Source organism: Aquamicrobium zhengzhouense, assembly GCF_016124105.1.
Lineage (GTDB): Bacteria > Pseudomonadota > Alphaproteobacteria > Rhizobiales > Rhizobiaceae > Aerobium > Aerobium zhengzhouense.
In genome coordinates this window covers 87117-104083 of the sequence record NZ_JADGMQ010000003.1, presented here as the reverse complement: position 1 = coordinate 104083, position 16967 = coordinate 87117, and the positions used below count along the sequence as shown (strand labels likewise).

Below are 16967 nucleotides of genomic sequence, written 5' to 3'. Positions count from 1 at the left end.
GGGAAAATTCCCGACACTGTCAACATCGGAGGCGGGATTATTCCCGTTGGACGTGATTTTTCCCGGAGTGCAAGATGCCGATTATGGAATCGCCCTTGATTTACCGGATTAAAGAAAGGCTGGCAGCGCTCAATCTGACAGCCGCTGAGGCAGCAAGAAGCGCAAATCTCGGAGAGAGCTTTGTGCGGGACATCTTGCGCGGGAAAACCAAGAGCCCTTCGGCAGCGAACATCGCCAAGCTAGCCGCTGTCCTGCAAACCACGCCCGAGTCTTTGCTAGTCGGACACGGCCCCTCCGCCGAAACAACTCTGCGGAATGCGCTCATCGCGTTCGGGGTGGACCGCGATGAGCTTGACCAGGTTCTACGGGTTATCAAGACCTACGTGCACGATGAGCCCGACGTTGACGACGAGAGATCAGAACAAACGTCGAGTGAGGATCAACCTCTACCCGCCACTCGCCACCGTGAACCAACGCCATGAGATAGGCGAGGTCCGCCACCTTCTTTTTGATTTTCATATGAGGGTCGATGGGGGCGTCAGCGCCTGCCTCAGCACGTAGTTGCGCTACGGTTGCCTCGACCTTTGTCGCGTAGCGCGGCCTAATTCTATGCTCGATCGCCACGATACGCCTCCCGCTCGTGCGATCCTATTTTACTTGAAGTCATACTGATCTTATCCCGCCCCACGCATGCACTTGCCAAGCCAAGCCCTCCCGGACACGAATAAAGAACGAGAACACAATAGGAACATTGTCTCTTCTCCAGAGTCAATGTCCGTTGTGCTCTGTGCCATCGTGGCACAAGATGTCAGCTTGCCCCGTTGTGGCACTACGGTGGTATCTTTGTGCCAGGTGTGGGACCATTTCGAGACTGCGGCCTTTAAGCCATAAAGTCGGCATGTCTCAGCCAGACCCCTCAAGCTTTCATTTGCGCATGCCGCCTGCCCTGCAGAAGCAGATAAAGCGCGCAGCACTCGACAATGACCGCAGCATCAACGCTGAGATTGTAGCCCGGCTTGAGCGAACTTTCGGCGATGACGACCAGGCACGCGCCGAAGCTGCCCGCCTTCTAAGCCAAGCACTCACGATCCTTGATCGAGGCACCTCTTAGCAGGCTTGCCGAGTGTGTGGATAAGTCGCAAACTGCTCTCATAGCGATCGACCTGACGGGGAGATATCGCAATGACGCCAGAGCGGTTTGTCAAATGCATGGAAGCCTTGCATTGGTCCAATGACCAACTGGCCGAGGTCTTCGAATGCGACGAAAGTCTAATCGAGGCTTGGGCGATGGGTCTGGAAGAGATCCCGCCGAAAGTAGCGGCATGGCTTCACGCCCTAGCTACCGTTCATATCGCCCTCGAAAGCGACAAGCCCCGATCAATACGCGGGAAACGCGCGACTTGGTTTTCGCTCAACTAAGGCGGAACATTCTCTGGCATCGAAACAGTCCTATTTGCTAATTGCGCTTCATTGGACTGCTAGCAAAATATCCCGCCAACATCGGGATATGTGCTATGGAAGTCCGCCTCACGCTATCGAACGCTGAACTCACCGCCTTGCAGCGCTTGGCAAGCATGATGGGAGGGGACATAGAGCTAGCCGCCCATCTCGCACTGCGCGAATTCCTAGTCGGTGCCGGTTTACTGGACCTACCGCCGGAAATTGATGAGGATACGGAGACGGTGGGAGAGGCGTAGAACGTCGGGCCGCAGCCAATTAAAGACACACGGTTAGAATCTTGATAGGGTCCGTTCTATATAAGAGACACTGAGATTAACTCTAACGACCGGAGGGTAAGATGTACGACGCACGCCAGATTGCCAACTGGTTCGTGGAACGCGCGCGCCGGGATAAGCGGATACTGTCAATTATGTCAGTTCTGAAGCTGGTCTACATCGCGCATGGCTGGCACCTGGAAATGCGCAACGCGCCGTTAATCCGAAACAAAATCGAGGCTTGGAAACACGGTCCGGTTATCCCGGACGTGTACAATTCATTTCGTCGTCAAGGCATCAATATTCGGGATGTTGTGCCAGTGGAAGGCGCAGCAATCTCCGCCTATGATGCGCATCTCCTTGAGGAAGTATATCGGCTCTACGGTCATCTGCCCGCAACCCGCCTTTCCGACATGACGCACGAGCCGGGCGGTCCGTGGGACACGGCCACGAAAATGTGGGGATGGTTCGCTCCAATCCCGAATGAGCTGATACGCCCTCATTACGTGGCGAAGCGTCAATCAGCTGGGCTGTCGCAGACGAATGCCTAATGAATACCCCCAGCCAGTCCCCCAAGAAATGCCAGAGAGGGCGGCTGAACCTGCTGCGCTAGCAGAATATGAAGCACGTCTTGCGAGCCTAGAGGATAGGCTGGCGCAAGAGCAACTCACCCAAGAGGGTAAAGCTCGGGACTTACTGATCAAAGAGATTGAACAGCGCATCACGAACCGACAGACAGCAATCAGCATTGCGGTAGTGGTCATGATTTTTATGGCAATGCTCCTCGGCCACGTAACCCATAGTTTTTACTGGGGTCGGCTTATTGTTGTGCCGCAATCGGTTGCAATTGCGATGTTCCTCGCCCCTGTAATTTCCATAACCACCCTCGCAGTCGTGCTTATTGTCGGGGCATTCAGGCATTTCAAAGACAGAGACCTCAGCAACGTGAGCCTCGGCTCCCTCGCCGCAGAAGCCGCTAGGAACTCAATGACCTAACCCCCGCTCCGGCGGGGTTTCTTTTTGCCGGCACGCTGCTACCTTGAGCCATCAGTGCTGACCCCGGACCCCACTGACACCTTGCCCTGCTTCGGCGGGGCTTATTTTTTGGCCGCTCGACGGCGCGTAGCGTTTCTCGTAAACTAGCCTTCTGGCCATGGCCCCAAGCCTATAACTCGGCCAGATGGCTCCACGTTCGCTCCCCGATAGGACGTGGGGCCGTTTTTGTGATCCTCCCCCTAGAGATATAATACTCCCCCTCAGAACTTTAGGCATAGCTTGCCCTATGGACGGGTACTGCACCACCACGGATGCAGGAGCCCGAAGGCGTGACCCACCAAGAGGCCACCTAGCAAGCATTGAACTCAAATTCCCCCATAGGCTCGATCTTTGATGTCGGAGGTCGCCTCTCCGCTGCACCCGGCGATCACAATGGCGATGGGTAAAGTCGCCCGATCCTACAGCCGGCTCCGCGCCACAGCGCGTGAGGTTTAGTGGTGCTTCAGTGCCTATGGTTTACCGGCGAGGTGCCTTCCTCGTGCTCCCGGTCGGGCCCGTCATGCCCCGTTGAGTTCGGTCCAGTGAATTTACGCCACTGGCAACGTTTGGGAGATTCATGCACCGGATGATCGGCGGACGGGGCAATCGCCCTTGAAGACCGTCGCTTTGATGACCTGGATCTGAATTGCGCCGGGAGCCTCCGAGCAGACACGCAATTCGTAGCCAAAACCACCACACAACCGGCTTTTCTGATTGCAAAACGAAGAACGTAACGTTATAACAATCAGTGTTTTCTAGCCTGTTGCGCCCCGCATGGATCATCCCAGCGGGGCTTTTCTTTGGACTCGCTATGGAGCCCGGACCGTGCTGATATGAGCCACCTGTGCAGCGATGAAGTTCGCGGGAGTCCTGCGGGACGACCTCGGTTCGCTCACCGCCGCACAGGTAGGCCCAGAGCAGGGCCTGTGTCCTCCCTTGCTCGGGAGGGCTAATGGCGGGGACGCTTGGTAGAACCACTCACGATCCGCCGGACGGCCGAAATCGCTGCTAGCGCGATCAGGCCAAGCGCCAGCAAGGGCGCTTTACAAGTACTCCAGCGAAACCTTTCCGGCCTCGCTGCGCAGCGGGCCGAGGGATATTGCTAAATGCGCAAGAACCTTCGACTCACTGTCAGCATCAGGCTCAACATTGGCTGGTGCCTATTCGGTATTGCCGCCATCATTGAAGCTCTCAGCTGACCTCGAAGCCCTCGGTTCGCCCGGGGGCTTCTTGGTTTCGGCTCACCGGGATTGCCCCGGGTCACCGCTTAATCTCGTTTTCATTTCTGCCGTGAGGCCATCCCTTCCGGGGTAGGCAACCCATGGCGCCGGGAACTCAGAACCATCCCGGCAACCGTAGTGCTACCCGCCCATTTTCTCTCCGTCAATAAAATAGTCGGGAATTTTCCCGGCCCATCAACCTAAATCGGGATTTTTCCCTTTTTGTGTTGACGCCGGGAAATTTCCCGACTAGGTTTAAATCACACCACCGGCACGAAGAAGCCCCCGCTGATCTGCCGGAGCCACCCCAACCCGGGAGGCAAGCCATGTGAACCACTGGCCGGAGACAGCGTCGGGAACCGGCCCACGAGAAGGCCCGATGCGAAGATCAACGGAGGAAGCAGCAATGAACGCATTAAGCCGCACAACGCTGGACCTGACCTCAACGCTGGTCGGCATCGCCACACAGCAGCAGCGCATCCATGTTTGCAGCCGCCGCTTCTACTCCAGCGACCTCTCCGGCAAGCCAATGCAGGCAATCACCGTCCTGGTGGATGGCGAGGTCTACGAGGTCGATCAACGCGATTACGAGCGGCTTTTGGCCGGCTGGACGCCTGACGAGCTTGAACTGAGCCCCGTCGAGGAGGACGCCTGATGCCCCACGACGCCCACGACCTCCATCTCATCCGAGACAACCTCATCAGCGTGAAGGCCTGGATCGAGCACTGGCAAGCAGACGTAGATTGCAACCTCGCCCCTACGCCGTCGTCGCTCGCATCGGCTCATTCACTCACCGCGATCAGCCTCTCCGCTCTTGCCCGACTTGAGCAGGACGGAGCCAAGGAAAGGGCAGCAGCATGAGCAAGCCTCTCGCGCCTACGCCAACATTCCGAGGTCTGTTCCCGGACCCGGCAGTGCGTGCCGATTGGGGAAAGCCAACGGATGCCGAGCTCAAATACTGGCGCGACCGTAGACCCAAGCCAGACACCTATGAGTATCGCTCTCTGAAACAGCAAGCAGGCCGTCAGATCGCGCGGCTAGAGCGTGAACTTGATGAGTGGCGCGCAATTCAGCGGGGCCGACCATGATCACCCTGTCTCCATTCCAGATCAAAGCCGCATGGACCCTCATCGCTCTCGCAGCCCTGTGGGTCGGATATTGGGAGATCCCAGCATGAGCAAGTACCCGAGTGAAGCCGCTGAGCGATTTCAAATCCGCCTTCCTGACGGCCTCCGCGACCAGATCAATGCCGACGCTAAAGCCAATGGCCGCTCCATGAACGCGGAGATCGTCGCGCGGCTTGAAGGTAGCGCAAAGACACTCCGGGACGAAATCGCGATCGCTGCCCTTCCCGCAATCATCGCAGCGACGAGCGCCGGGCAGCACCATCCCCAAATGCGAGAAGGCGATGTGGTCATCGCATCCGCTATCGCACGGGACGCCTACGGAATGGCCGACGCCTTCATGGCCGCCCGCAACGGGAGCGCAGCATGACCCCGGAACAGATCGAACACCGGGCGCACCTCGACGCCCTCACCTTCCCGGATGGCTACATCGAATTCCAAGCCGCAGAAACCGTCCGCAATCTCATCCGTCGCTACGGCTTCGAAGGCGCTCGCCAGAAGGTCGCGGAAATTTTGATGGATGAAGCCGACAGGAGGCCTCAATGAATTACCTCTATTTTGACATCGAGACGATACCTGCGCAATCGCCGGAAGCCCACGCCGCCATCGCGGAGAACGTCAAGCCGCCTGCCGCAATGAAGAAGGCAGAGACGATTGCCGCATGGGAGCAGAACGACAGGGCGCAGGCGGTGCAGGACGCGATAGCAAAGACGTCACTGGACGGCGTATACGGCCACATCTGCTGCATTGGCTTCGCTCTCAACGATATGCAGCCGGATACGACCTATCTGGACAGCTATTCGGCTACAGGTGAAGCGACAATCCTGCGCGACTTCTTCACAGCGGTTGATGATCTGGGTCGCGGCAACAACGCCCCGATCTGCATCGTCGGCCACAACGTCGTTAACTTCGATATCCGCTTCATCTGGCAGCGCGCCATCATCCTTGGCGTCCGCGTCCCGCACTGGTTCCCGCGCGATCCCAAACCGTGGGGCAATGACGCCTTCGACACGATGACAGCGTTCGCCGGCCAGCGCGGCACGATCAGCATGGATCGTCTCTGTCAGGCACTCGGCATGGACGGCAAGTCGGACGTTGACGGCTCGATGGTCGGCCAGATGTGGGCCGAAGGGCGTCATCAGGAAATTGCACAGTATTGCCGCGACGACGTGGAGCGCACCCGCGCCATTCACAAGCGCATGGCTGTAGCGTTCGGAGAAGCGGCATGACGGACAATCTCGAAATATGGAACCGCTTTGCCGATATCGATCCGGCATTCACCAAGCCTATCACTGGCAAAGCGTACAAGGGCACGTCTCCTAACCCGCAGTATGTTGTCCAGTGTCTAACGGAGATGTTCGGGCCGGTTGGGAAGGGCTTTGGCTGGGAGGTCATCGAGGAGAACTTCACGCCGCTGGGTGAGGAAGTCCTACACTGGTGCCGAGTCCGCTTCTGGCATGGCGACCGTACAAACTGGTTTGAATCCTACGGGCAGACCAAGGCGCTGATGAAGACGCGCAATGGCATGATGACCGACGAGGACGCGCCGAAGAAGTCTCTCACTGACGCCATCGTCAAAGCCGCCTCTCATCTTGGCATTGCCGCCAACATCTTCCTTGGTCGCTGGGACGACCAGAAATACGTGGCGAACGTCGCAGAGGAATTCCGTGATCGCCAAGGCGGGGACCCAAAGAAGACCAGCGCTGCCGAAATGAAGCGCGGTCTGGAGAACATCACCCAAGAGCTTCTCGACTGCCGCACACCCAACGACGCTCAGAAAATCTGGAAGGCGTGGGTTGATGTCTTCAAGAGCCAGCAGTGGTCGAAAGACTACATCGATATCGCCCGAGAGCGCATTCAGGCGCGCGGCCGCGAATTGAAGGAAGCCACCGAAGCCGAGGCCGTATTCCCCGGTGACCTCAACAAAAGCCACCAGCGCCCGCTGGAAATGCAGCAATAGGAGCCGCGCAATGAAAACTATCGTTATCGCCGGTCGCACCGGCAAGCCCGCTGAGCTACGCCGCACCCAGAATGGCGACGCCGTTCTGTCCTTCTCCGTCGCAGTAGATGACGGCTTTGGCCAGAACAAGAAAACCCTCTGGTTCGACTGCTCCGTATGGGGCAAGCGCGGCGAAACCCTCAAGGACATGCTTCCGAAGGGCAAGGAAGTCACCGTCTCGGGAGATCTTTCCACCCGCGAGCATGACGGCAAGACGTACCTCACCGTACGCGTGAACGAACTGACGCTGCAAGGCGGCCGCTCGAGCGAAGGCACTTCCTCCCGCCAAGATCAGGGCATGTACGACCGCGAGCCTGCTGGTGGCGGGTACGGCGGCGGGCGTGATCTGGACGATGATATCCCATTTTCCCCAGAGTGGAGGTAGACATGACGACGCCGCTCCTGTTCCGGTATGAAGGCGAAGGCGAGTTCAAGCCAGCTTCCGAATATTGGGGGCGGCGCGCTGATCTGGCCTACGTGGTCGGGGAAGTCTACAAGCTCGCGCCTCACGAAGACCGCAGCCAGGCCAGCCACAATCACGAGTTCGCTGTCATCGCGGATATGTGGGCAAGCTTGCCTGAGCGCTTCAAACTGGAGCCGTGGGCTCAGACGCCTGAACACCTTCGCAAGTACGCGCTCATCATGTGCCGCTATTGCGACACGCAGACCTTCGCATGCGGCTCGCAGGCCGAGGCGCTTCGCTGGGCGGCGAACCTTCGCCCGATGGATGAGTACAGCGTCGTGGCCGTCGAAGGCACCACAGTTCACCGCTTCATCGCGCAATCGCAATCCAAGAGGAGCATGGGCGCCAAACGCTTTCAGGAGAGCAAGACCGCGATCCTCGAATACATTGAAGACCTGATCGGGCTTGATCGCGGCGCATCAGCGAAATCGGAGGCAGCATGACCCGCCTTTTCCGCTCCCTCACCCGCTTGCTCTCCCGTCGAGAGGTAGTCGTCACCCACTACAAGGTACGCAAGACCGATCTTGAGGAGCAGAGGCGTAAGACCACGGCTCGTCTGGCGCGAGAGCTTGGCAAGCCCAACCCGCTGGGAGGTGCGTGATGGCCCGCCCGACGAAGGGATGGATCGGCAAGCACGACGGCGTGAACATCCCGCCTCGGGTCCGATTGCGCGTCTACGACGCCCACAAGGGCATCTGCTACCTGTGCCGTCTGCCGATCAAGCCGACCGAAACCTGGCAGGCTGACCACAAGGTCGCGCTCATCAACGGCGGCGAACACAGGGAAGCCAATCTCGCGCCGGTGCACGGTCACTGCCACGTCGCCAAGACGGCAAAGGACGTAGCGGAGAAGGCCAAAGTCGCGGCGATCCGCAAGAAGCACCTCGGCATCGTGGACGCGCCCAAGCTTCGAGGTGCTCCCTTTCCCAAGACACGCAAGGCCGCGCGCCGAGAGCAGCATGCAGCGACCAAGCTGCCCCTGCCACCGCGCAAGTCACCCCTCTTCCAGCCCAAGGAGGCTACCAATGACGCATCTTGATGAGAAGGCGCTGTTGCCCTGCCCATTTTGCGGCAAAGAACCAATCTTCACCCGCACAGTCGAAGATGACAACTTTGATCGATGGTTCCACGTCCGCTGTGAAGAGTGTGCAATCGAAATCGGTGACGAATATCGATCCGACGCGATCAACACATGGAACCGCCGCGCGTCACCCGCCCTTCCTTCCTCGCCAGTGAGCGAGCTGGTGGGGCGGGACGCAGCCGGAGAAACCGTTTTCGGGCTGCGTGTAGCCGCCTATCGAGAGACGCACCCTGAACATGGAGATCGGTACGGACACGCTTACAGCGAACATTGGTCAACGCCGAACTATAATCATCCGAACGTCAAGGTGGAGCGTCTGTTCACAGAAGATCAACTTCGCGACACCCTCACCACCCTCTCCGTCCGTAACGCCGAGCTAGAGCGGGGAATTGATCGGCTTGCCGCCTACATCATGGAGAATGTTCCGGGCGAGCCATCCGAGAACCAAGGCGCTGTAGATACTGCCATCCGCTTGCTAGGCAAGAACGCCGAGCTAGAGCGGGAGGTGAAGCGGTTGAGGGAGGCGCTCAGCGGATGCTTTTGCCCTCGCCCAGTCAACGCGCGGGAATACGGCTTTACCGTTGGTGAGTGCGTAGCGGCTGGCGAGTGCGGATGCTGCGACGGTGAAACACTCCGATCCCTCTCCACTTCACCCCGGGGAGGCGAGCATGAGTGAGATCAAGCGAATTCAAGGAATGGTCCGCTCGATTGATCAGTGGCGCAATATGGTTCCGTCAGTGGTTGTGACTGGTTCGATGGCGCAAGTCGAATATGCTCTAGCTGACGCCAAGACCGACATAGAGGCCCTTTGGCTCAAGGTCGCCGCCCTTTCCTCTGCCGCCGTTGCGGAGCGGGAGCCGGTGTATGACGAGAGCGAATTCCTAACTATTGCCTACATGCGCGGAGCAATGGACGCAAAGCGCGACGCCACCTCAGAGCTTGAGGCCGAGAACGCAAGGCTGCGGGGTGAGCGGGATGAGGCAAGGCAGGCACTGGAGGAAATTAGAGACCTAAAAGAACGCCCCTATGAAGAGTTTCCTGCCGACTGGCGGGAGCAGATAGCTGTGTGTCCAGAGTGCAAGCGATACGCAGACCACCCGATCCAAAGAGGGATATGCGACGAACACCGCCGCCCACTTTATGCCCGTGAAGATCACGACAAGCATGAGACAAAAATTCTCGGCTATCGGGCAAAAGACATTGCACGCGATGCACTAGCCCGCCGTGTACTCGAAGGAGGGAAGGTAGATGGTTGAGCGTTTCATGCACACTCGCGCTGGTATGGTCGTCGCACACGAGGGTCCGTGGGTTCGCCACTTAGACTACGCCGCCCTAGAGGCGAAGCTTGCCGAGAGGGTGAAGATTGGACCTCTTGCGCACGTGATTGCAGAAATGCTGGACCGAGCCGGTGAGCCGTGTCCGAACGGAGACGTTCTTCACGACATTCTTGTTCAGGCACTCCCTGCTGCCCTTGAAGCCACCCCGCCCGCGCCGAAGGTTAGCGAGCCTACGCGCGTCTATGAGCCATACCCTGGCGCATTTGATGGCATTCTTGGATCTGATACCCCGCTCGTGCCGAAGGACCCTTGGCCTGTGCACTATGCGAACTCGACTGCTCCGGGGAGGTTCGCCCCGCCCGCGCCGAAGGTGACGGAGGCGATGGTGGAAACCGAGATGGTGAGAATGACTGTTTCGGAGACGATCAGGGCAATGGGTGCGAACCCGGACGAGCAAATCATCGGAGAGCTTACCGTATTCGATGCAGTTGCTGTCAAGGTTCGCGCCGCCCTCACCGCAGCACAGGAGGCAGGGAAGCCATGATAGACGCGTGTGAGATTATAGCCTGGCACCTATGCACGATGGCAGCGCAGGAGTGGTCCGGCATTTCAGAGCTCGATCGGGCAGCATACCGAACCACGGCGGCTGGAATGGTTGAGGCGATAACCGACTCCGGCTTCCGCATCCTCGGCCCTGATGAGATCGACGGACCGACCGTGGAGAAGTGTGCGGAGGTGGCTGAAACGTGTCCAGACACGCCGTTTGCAATAAGCCGGAAGTGGTATGGAGATCTTCGGCAGTCGATACCTGCTGCCATCCGCGCCCTACAGGAGAAGCGTACATGAAGCTGACGCCGAAGCAGCGAGCAGCGCTGCAACTCCTGGCAGACACCCCGAGGAAGTCCGGAAAATTCTTCCGCGACTTGGGCGTGTCACCGATCACGCTCGCTAACATGGAAGGTCTTGGTCTGGCCGGGGCGATTTGGCGTCAGGCGACCGGCGAAACGACTGTTCTCCGGCGTAGTTGGTACATAACCGACGCAGGCCGCGCCGCGCTACAGGAGGGGAAGGAGTGAGCAGAGCACTACGTTTCTCGGTTGATCCGCGCGACATCCCGCCTGAGAAAGCTGCGCGCCGACTTGGGCTGACGCTTGAGCGCTTCCTTGAGCTCCTGCCACAGCTGCTGAGGCGGGGTTTCCCTGCGTCCGATCCAGACACCGGGAACTATGACTTAGACGCGATCGACGCGTGGCGTTCCGCTCGCCATTCCCGATACTTGCAGAGCGTTCAAAGTCCTACGCAGTCTTCTGGAGTGGTCTCAGCTCGCCTGGAGGCAATGCGTGGGTAGAGTGAAGATCCCGTACTATATCGTCAAGAAGGGCAGGTACGGGTATTGGCAGCCAACTAAGGAAATGAAGGCACAAGGCTTCGGACCGGTTCGGTGTGGGATAGACGGGCCTTCGGCCTGGGCAGTTGCTACCGAATGGAACGAGCGCTGGCAGCGGCATCGGCACGGTCGTAATCAAGATGTGCCATTGCGCGCGGCACCGGGGTCAATAGCCGAAGCTTTCGAAAGGTATAAAACAACCGATGAATGGCTGATCGAAAAGAAGCCGCGTACTCGTGAGGAATGGGAGCGCGCATGGGCGCGCATCGATCCGGTATTTGGCGATTTGCCACCGACCAGCCCGGAAATCACACTTGAGACCCTATCGATCTTCCGCCGCAACATCAAAGCCACCGTATCGCCCCGTGAAGCATGGCGCGTTATCAAGATTTGGCGTGCGCTTTGGAACGTCAATGCAGCGCTCGGTTACTGCCACGGGAAAACGGACCCGTCGCTAGGCTTAGCCAATAAGGCGCCAGAACCGCGTTCCAAATCTTGGCGTGAAGGGGAGGTGGTTCGCCTCACAAAAGAGGCATGGCGCAGCGGCTATCATGGGCTCGCTGTAGCGATTGCATTCGCATGGGATACGCAGTTCTCACCGGTGGACCTTCGCGGTCTCACAATCTCCGGAATTCATGGCGATGGTCAGAACCGGTATCTCCCGGTGGCGCGCGCCAAATCTGGACGGGCGGCTATAGGGACACTGGGTAAGCGCTCACTTGCATTGCTCGACGCATATCTTGCCAAAGAGCCTTGTGACATTGGGAACATCCTGCGGAACCGGTCAGGAACGCCGTACTCCAGGTTCACGATGCCCGATGATTTTGCGGTGATCCGCGAGAAAGTGTTCCCCGGAGATCAGCGCACACTTGCAGACATGCGCCGCTCCGGTGCGATCGAGCTCTCAGCTGGCGGGGCCGCACCCCAGACGACAGCGGCGAAGATGGCGAACTCAATTTCCTCAGCGAATGCTATACACCGGACCTATCAACCTGTAGACTTGGAGACTGTTCGCCAAGCTGATGAGGCCCGCAAGATCGGGCGCCAGCGAATGCGGAAGGCAAAGTGATAGTTGTTCCAAGTTTCACGGTCTGTTCACCCCTAAATGACCGGGTGAATGTCGGAACTTCCATTGATTTTATTGAACTTCGTCCGGCCTTCTAAGCCGATGGTCGCAGGTTCGAATCCTGCCGGGATCGCCATCAATTCGTCAGAGCACAGCTCTTCGACTTCAGACACATTTCAAATAAATCTGCACTCGCCATAGCGTGCTGTCTGCTTCCTCACGCCGCGACGCTTATTCCCAAAGGGCATTCGGTCGCACAGCTACGTGCTTGATTTAAATTGGCAAACGGCCATGGTCGGGCTTCCTGTTTTAACTTGGAGGTTCGCGATGGGTTTCAACGCACCGTGTGCTAACAGCCTTCCCCGCAAGCAGGCCGATCGTGCCTGGCGACAGATGGAACAGCTGGCTTTGAAGTTGATGACTGAAGATGACAGCCTCACCAAGGCTGATGCAATTCAGAAGGTTCGTCAGGCTTCCGCCTGATACCGAATCAGAGGGGCGCTTTTCACAGCGCCCTTTTTCTTTACCGCCAGTCTTGCTGACTGCCCCCCTATCCTTTCCGATCCAGCGCTTCCGCCACCTTCTCCATCTTGGGCTTCGGGAGAAGCGTCATGGTGAGAATGAATCCGGAAACGAAAAAGCATACTATATTCGTGATAATGATCGGCCATTCCATGCTCATGAGGCCAAAAACCGTCCAGAGCGCAAAGCCGGCAACGGTTACCGTGTACATGCGCCGCGATATGGCCTGGGTATCCCGAGTCCTGATGACCTTCCACGCTTGAGGAATGAAGCTGGTCATCGAGCAGATCGAAGCCAGGTAGCCGACCACCAGAGTGAGATCCATTATATTGCCCCGCATCTTCAGGCGATGGCGTAGCGAGCCGCTTCACCTGCCAGTCTCAGCGCCTGAACAGCCCAGATAAGGCATTGTTCCGAACTCGAGAAGAAGACCTTCAGACCTCATCGTACCGGTGGAACCATGGGCGGCCCGAGACAGTTGCTGTGGACGATCCATCCGCACGAAGAAGATGATGACCCACGGGCGCCCTACCCTCCCTCACCTTGAAATTTCCAGCTACAGCCTCACTCTCAAAGACCGAAGCGGCTTCATCGGCGACCGCGCGAGCAGTCGGGCGTTTTTCGGAATTCTGGATGAGCTACGCGAACCGCTCTGCGAGGCTGGCACCGACCCGTTCAACAACATCGCGACTGAAGATCTCACACTTAACGACATCGATGCTGCATGGGATTCGGGAGACGTGTTCGCGGCCGGAGTGGTTTTCTCGGCCGTCGAAGAATTTGCGCAGCGGCTTGCGCGCGTGGTGCGCTCTTATCGCCTGTCGGACGAGCATTGGGCGCGTGTGAGGCGTATTGCAGTCGGAGGAGGCTTGCGCGACAGCCGCATTGGAGAGATCGCAATCGGGCGGACGACAGCGATCCTTCGTTTTGAAGGCATCGCCATTGATCTGGTGCCGATCACGCAGGACCCCGACGAGGCTGCACTTGTGGGCGGCTTGCGCCTTGTTGAGGAAGACCAACTATGCGGTTTCTCGCAAATGCTCGCCGTCGACATCGGTGGATCGAGCATTCGTGCGGGCCTGATTGAATTCTCACCCGATACGCCACATGACATCACCGCCGCATCAGTAATTGCCCTAGACCAATGGAAATACTCAGACGAAGAGGCCGAGCCAAGCCGCGACGACGCGGTGGAAAGACTGGCACGGATGCTCGGGGAGTTACAGAAGCAGGCCGACAAAAATCTCGCACCGCTCATTACCCTCGCCTGTCCGGGACGGGTCCTTGAGGATGGCAGCATTCGAGAGGGGGCGCAAAATCTACCCGGCGATTGGGAAGCATGTGACTTTCGGCTTCCGGAAGCGCTTTCGCAGCATCTGGGTAATCGTTTCGATATAGTGATGCACAACGACGCGGTCGTGCAGGGATTGAGCGAAGCGGATCAGATGCATGAAACCGAGGTGTGGGCTGTCATCACCATTGGGACGGGGCTGGGAAACGCCGTCTATTTGAACCGGCCAGGTAGTTCCTAACTTTCCGCGGCCACACTGTCCGCGACCTCGGCACCACGCTCCCCCATCGGTCTGTCCGGCCCTCGCGTGGTGTCGACCGCGGTCTGATGTTCGAGTTCGGCGTTAAGCTCGGCCCCGACCAGAAGAATAATCACGGAAATCCACGTCCAGATCATGAAGCCGATGACCGCTCCCAACGATCCATAGGTGGCATTGTAGTTGGCAAAATTCTCCAGGTACCAGGAGAAACCGATCGACACGAGAAGCCACGCAATAGCCGCGAAACCAGAGCCCCAGCTCACCCAGCGCCATTTTGCCTTTCTCCGGCTCGGCCCCCATCGGTAGATCACAGAGAATGCGAAGGCGACCGCGAACAACATGAGCGGCCAGCGCGAAAATCGGATGAGGAATTCGGTCATGCCCTCGAGATATAGAAACGCCAGAACTGCAGGGACGATACCTATCAGCGCGATGAAGAACATCGCTGCAACGAGGGCCGCCAGCGTGAAGCCAAGCGACATGAGGTTGTATTTGATGAAGCCCCGCTTCTCATCCTCCTCGTAGACCACATTCATCGCATCAAAGATCGATTTCATTCCGCTGTTTGCGCTCCACAAGGCAACCAACAGGCCGAACACGAAGCCAAAACTGAGGGCGCTCGGATCCTGTCGCGCCAGAGATTGCAGCTGTGTTTCAATAAGTTCCACTCCCCCGGACGGAAGCACGCCATCAAGCAATGTGAGATGCTGCGCGACCGTCGCCGGATCGGATACGAAACCATAGATCGACACGAATGCCGTCAGCGCAGGAAAAAGCGCGAGTAGAAGATAGAATGTGACGCCGGCCGCCGTAAGCATGATCCGATCAGCAGAAACTTCGCTGACCACGCGCTTTATAACGGACCACCAGCCTTTTGCAGGTATGCGCGCCGGGCTGGTCGCATCGCGTCCATGCGCGTCGCGGTCCACGGAACCGTTAGAAGGCATGTTGTCACCCCAACTTCTGCTCATGCGTGCACCAGCTCGCGCGCATGGAGGTTCGCCCTGATCGAGCTTCTATGCAAGGGTCGAGTGCGACGCGCCCTAGGACAAAAAGATCACCGACGCGATCAACACCAGCGCAACGGCAATGCCTCCGGCAATCATTGTCACACTACGCCTTTTCGCGTCCCTCTCGGCTCTTTGCGGCTCGAACAACCGCATTGCCGTGGCATCGGTTTCCTGCCGGTCGGGCATATCAGGGTTGTATTGGCTGGAGCGCGAGAGGCGGATGGTTTCGCTGTCCAGCGAAACGCCCCCCGCCTCGGAATCGGTTTCCATTGGGGCTGCAGCGGGGTCAAAGCCGGGCTTTTTGTCGCCGCTCTTCCCCTGCTGAATATCGCCGCGAACATTTGCGGCTGTCTCTCTTGATGTCGCCATGGGTAGATCCTTTCTGCTCCGAGCTTTTGGGAATGAATTTTGTTCCCCTCCAGAAAGGGCCCAGAAGAGGTTCTACACGGGACCAGTCGCAGGTAACGATCATGTTGCGTTTCGGGGAGATAGATGGCATCGCACTCAGAAATTCTCATCCGGACACAGCCAATTGACCCAGCCCGCCTCTTCAAACTCCATCCCCGTCTCTTGGCTGCAGCCGCTGCCTGAGGGGTACCGGATACCGATTTGGCGTTGGATTTTGTTGCCGGCCACCGCGCTCATGCTCAAGAGGCAGAACGGTGTCTGGATCAACGGCACGCTTGAGCTGCTCAATGATGAGATACGCTTTTCCCAAAGCCGCCTCGTCAAATCCAAGGCCAAAAGCAACGGTGCTAGCTGGTCGGTTCCGTTCAACGAAATTGCCGACGTTTCCCTGAAACCGGGCACGCTGTCAGAAATCCTGGAGATTGAGGCCAAAGGTGTCCGCATCAAGATGATGACGGTGCGGGCAGGTGAATTTGTCGAGCGCCTGAAGGGTGCCGTCGCCAGCGCCTGATCCAGCCATCTTTCGGGTGTCCTCGTCAGTGGCCTCTCACCCGAATGCCTGCCAAACCATCTCGGATTGCGCTCGCTGTTCACGCGGAGGCAAACTGAGGAAATGATCTCCTTAACGTTTGTTGCTCTTACCCCTTGGCGAACTGAAACTATTACGCTTTAGTGACTGAAGGGGGGCCCCTTGGGAGGAAGGGGGTGGAGGTAACGGTTTGGCTACGGACATTCTGATTGCAGAAGACGAGCCGAGCATCCTAGAGGCGCTGAGTTTCGTTCTTCAGAGAGCAGGCTGGACGGTACACTCCGTAACAGACGGGTCAGCCGTCGTTGATGCAATTCTGATGACTCGACCGCGCATTCTGGTGCTCGATGTAATGCTGCCAAAGCTGTCAGGCTTCGACGTGCTTAAGCAGATCAGGACGAATCGGCAGACGCAGGACTTGCCTGTGCTGGTTCTGACGGCGAAGGGGCAACAACAGGACCGGCGCATTGCCGAAGAACTGGGCGCTGACATGTTTGTCACCAAGCCCTACTCCAACACCGATGTCGTCGACGCGGTCCGAAGGCTTCTTGACGTCAAATCCGCGATTGCAGGCAGCTAGTT

At 58.1% G+C, this 16967-nt stretch carries 29 protein-coding genes; 26 read left to right on the top strand and 3 right to left on the bottom strand.

Going from position 1 to position 16967, the window contains the following annotated elements:
- Positions 1 to 74 precede the first annotated feature (74 nt).
- From IOD40_RS06575 to IOD40_RS06470, 23 genes are all read left to right on the top strand, one after another.
- A complete protein-coding gene (locus tag IOD40_RS06575; protein ID WP_198475584.1) occupies positions 75 to 482 on the top strand; it encodes a helix-turn-helix domain-containing protein in 408 nt (135 codons plus the stop codon).
- Between the two features lie 416 nt (positions 483 to 898).
- Positions 899 to 1111 carry an Arc family DNA-binding protein gene (locus tag IOD40_RS06570; protein WP_198475582.1) on the top strand — a complete coding sequence of 71 codons (213 nt, stop codon included), beginning with the start codon at positions 899 to 901 and terminating at the stop codon, positions 1109 to 1111.
- A gap of 71 nt (positions 1112 to 1182) precedes the next feature.
- Positions 1183 to 1419: a hypothetical protein gene (locus IOD40_RS06565; protein WP_198475580.1), complete on the top strand. Its 237-nt coding sequence runs from the start codon at positions 1183 to 1185 to the stop codon at positions 1417 to 1419.
- Between the two features lie 379 nt (positions 1420 to 1798).
- Positions 1799 to 2266, top strand: coding sequence for a Panacea domain-containing protein (locus tag IOD40_RS06560; protein ID WP_198475578.1), 468 nt, complete (start codon positions 1799 to 1801; stop codon positions 2264 to 2266).
- Positions 2259 to 2711 carry a hypothetical protein gene (locus IOD40_RS06555; RefSeq protein WP_198475576.1) on the top strand — a complete coding sequence of 151 codons (453 nt, stop codon included), beginning with the start codon at positions 2259 to 2261 and terminating at the stop codon, positions 2709 to 2711. Before IOD40_RS06560 ends, IOD40_RS06555 begins: the two co-directional genes overlap by 8 nt.
- Positions 2712 to 4376: 1665 nt before the next feature.
- The gene (locus tag IOD40_RS06550) at positions 4377 to 4625 is read left to right on the top strand and encodes a hypothetical protein (RefSeq protein WP_198475574.1); all 249 of its coding nucleotides are present in this window, start codon (positions 4377 to 4379) and stop codon (positions 4623 to 4625) included.
- Positions 4625 to 4831: a hypothetical protein gene (locus tag IOD40_RS06545; protein ID WP_198475572.1), complete on the top strand. Its 207-nt coding sequence runs from the start codon at positions 4625 to 4627 to the stop codon at positions 4829 to 4831. Before IOD40_RS06550 ends, IOD40_RS06545 begins: the two co-directional genes overlap by 1 nt.
- Complete coding sequence (locus IOD40_RS06540; RefSeq protein ID WP_198475570.1) at positions 4828 to 5058, top strand: hypothetical protein; 231 nt, start codon at positions 4828 to 4830, stop codon at positions 5056 to 5058. The genes IOD40_RS06545 and IOD40_RS06540 overlap by 4 nt, the downstream gene beginning before the upstream one ends.
- Positions 5059 to 5143: 85 nt before the next feature.
- Positions 5144 to 5464 (top strand): Arc family DNA-binding protein, encoded by a 321-nt coding sequence (locus IOD40_RS06535; RefSeq protein ID WP_198475568.1) that lies wholly within the window; start codon positions 5144 to 5146, stop codon positions 5462 to 5464.
- Positions 5461 to 5640, top strand: coding sequence for a hypothetical protein (locus IOD40_RS06530; protein ID WP_198475566.1), 180 nt, complete (start codon positions 5461 to 5463; stop codon positions 5638 to 5640). Before IOD40_RS06535 ends, IOD40_RS06530 begins: the two co-directional genes overlap by 4 nt.
- Entirely contained in the window at positions 5637 to 6323 is a 687-nt protein-coding gene (locus IOD40_RS06525) for a 3'-5' exonuclease family protein (RefSeq protein ID WP_198475564.1), read from the top strand. The genes IOD40_RS06530 and IOD40_RS06525 overlap by 4 nt, the downstream gene beginning before the upstream one ends.
- Positions 6320 to 7054 carry a hypothetical protein gene (locus IOD40_RS06520; protein WP_198475562.1) on the top strand — a complete coding sequence of 245 codons (735 nt, stop codon included), beginning with the start codon at positions 6320 to 6322 and terminating at the stop codon, positions 7052 to 7054. The genes IOD40_RS06525 and IOD40_RS06520 overlap by 4 nt, the downstream gene beginning before the upstream one ends.
- A 10-nt stretch (positions 7055 to 7064) precedes the next feature.
- The gene (locus tag IOD40_RS06515) at positions 7065 to 7478 is read left to right on the top strand and encodes a single-stranded DNA-binding protein (RefSeq protein ID WP_198475560.1); all 414 of its coding nucleotides are present in this window, start codon (positions 7065 to 7067) and stop codon (positions 7476 to 7478) included.
- Positions 7479 to 7480: 2 nt separating this feature from the next.
- Complete coding sequence (locus tag IOD40_RS06510) at positions 7481 to 7999, top strand: hypothetical protein (RefSeq protein WP_198475558.1); 519 nt, start codon at positions 7481 to 7483, stop codon at positions 7997 to 7999.
- Complete coding sequence (locus IOD40_RS06505) at positions 7996 to 8157, top strand: hypothetical protein (protein ID WP_198475556.1); 162 nt, start codon at positions 7996 to 7998, stop codon at positions 8155 to 8157. The genes IOD40_RS06510 and IOD40_RS06505 overlap by 4 nt, the downstream gene beginning before the upstream one ends.
- Positions 8157 to 8594 (top strand): HNH endonuclease, encoded by a 438-nt coding sequence (locus IOD40_RS06500; protein WP_198475554.1) that lies wholly within the window; start codon positions 8157 to 8159, stop codon positions 8592 to 8594. The genes IOD40_RS06505 and IOD40_RS06500 overlap by 1 nt, the downstream gene beginning before the upstream one ends.
- Entirely contained in the window at positions 8581 to 9312 is a 732-nt protein-coding gene (locus tag IOD40_RS06495; protein ID WP_198475552.1) for a Lar family restriction alleviation protein, read from the top strand. Before IOD40_RS06500 ends, IOD40_RS06495 begins: the two co-directional genes overlap by 14 nt.
- On the top strand, positions 9305 to 9892 hold the full coding sequence (locus IOD40_RS06490; RefSeq protein WP_198475551.1) for a hypothetical protein: 588 nt from the start codon (positions 9305 to 9307) through the stop codon (positions 9890 to 9892). Before IOD40_RS06495 ends, IOD40_RS06490 begins: the two co-directional genes overlap by 8 nt.
- Positions 9885 to 10457, top strand: a complete 573-nt coding sequence (locus tag IOD40_RS06485; protein WP_198475549.1) for a hypothetical protein — start codon at positions 9885 to 9887, stop codon at positions 10455 to 10457. Before IOD40_RS06490 ends, IOD40_RS06485 begins: the two co-directional genes overlap by 8 nt.
- Complete coding sequence (locus IOD40_RS19860; RefSeq protein ID WP_210336814.1) at positions 10454 to 10759, top strand: hypothetical protein; 306 nt, start codon at positions 10454 to 10456, stop codon at positions 10757 to 10759. Before IOD40_RS06485 ends, IOD40_RS19860 begins: the two co-directional genes overlap by 4 nt.
- On the top strand, positions 10756 to 10989 hold the full coding sequence (locus IOD40_RS06480; RefSeq protein ID WP_198475547.1) for a hypothetical protein: 234 nt from the start codon (positions 10756 to 10758) through the stop codon (positions 10987 to 10989). The genes IOD40_RS19860 and IOD40_RS06480 overlap by 4 nt, the downstream gene beginning before the upstream one ends.
- A 264-nt stretch (positions 10990 to 11253) precedes the next feature.
- Complete coding sequence (locus IOD40_RS06475; protein ID WP_198475545.1) at positions 11254 to 12369, top strand: hypothetical protein; 1116 nt, start codon at positions 11254 to 11256, stop codon at positions 12367 to 12369.
- Positions 12370 to 12693: 324 nt separating this feature from the next.
- Entirely contained in the window at positions 12694 to 12849 is a 156-nt protein-coding gene (locus tag IOD40_RS06470) for a hypothetical protein (protein ID WP_198475543.1), read from the top strand.
- Positions 12850 to 12916: 67 nt separating this feature from the next.
- Here IOD40_RS06470 and IOD40_RS06465 read toward each other — a convergent pair whose 3' ends face one another.
- Positions 12917 to 13213, bottom strand: a complete 297-nt coding sequence (locus IOD40_RS06465; protein WP_198475541.1) for a SemiSWEET family sugar transporter — start codon at positions 13211 to 13213, stop codon at positions 12917 to 12919.
- Positions 13214 to 13397: 184 nt separating this feature from the next.
- Here IOD40_RS06465 and IOD40_RS06460 point away from each other — a divergent pair, with 184 nt between their 5' ends.
- Positions 13398 to 14420 (top strand): ROK family protein, encoded by a 1023-nt coding sequence (locus IOD40_RS06460; protein WP_198475539.1) that lies wholly within the window; start codon positions 13398 to 13400, stop codon positions 14418 to 14420.
- On the opposite strand, the gene IOD40_RS06455 is transcribed toward IOD40_RS06460, so the two are convergent.
- Complete coding sequence (locus IOD40_RS06455; protein ID WP_233713879.1) at positions 14417 to 15409, bottom strand: YihY/virulence factor BrkB family protein; 993 nt, start codon at positions 15407 to 15409, stop codon at positions 14417 to 14419. The genes IOD40_RS06460 and IOD40_RS06455 overlap by 4 nt on opposite strands.
- Before the next feature lie 72 nt (positions 15410 to 15481).
- Positions 15482 to 15817 (bottom strand): hypothetical protein, encoded by a 336-nt coding sequence (locus tag IOD40_RS06450; protein ID WP_198475972.1) that lies wholly within the window; start codon positions 15815 to 15817, stop codon positions 15482 to 15484.
- A gap of 163 nt (positions 15818 to 15980) precedes the next feature.
- Between IOD40_RS06450 and IOD40_RS06445 the strand changes: the two genes are divergently transcribed.
- Together IOD40_RS06445 and IOD40_RS06440 are read left to right on the top strand one after the other, a co-directional pair.
- Positions 15981 to 16367: a hypothetical protein gene (locus tag IOD40_RS06445; protein WP_198475537.1), complete on the top strand. Its 387-nt coding sequence runs from the start codon at positions 15981 to 15983 to the stop codon at positions 16365 to 16367.
- A 208-nt stretch (positions 16368 to 16575) separates the two neighbouring features.
- Positions 16576 to 16965, top strand: coding sequence for a response regulator transcription factor (locus tag IOD40_RS06440; protein WP_198475535.1), 390 nt, complete (start codon positions 16576 to 16578; stop codon positions 16963 to 16965).
- The last annotated feature ends 2 nt before the right edge of the window (positions 16966 to 16967 follow it).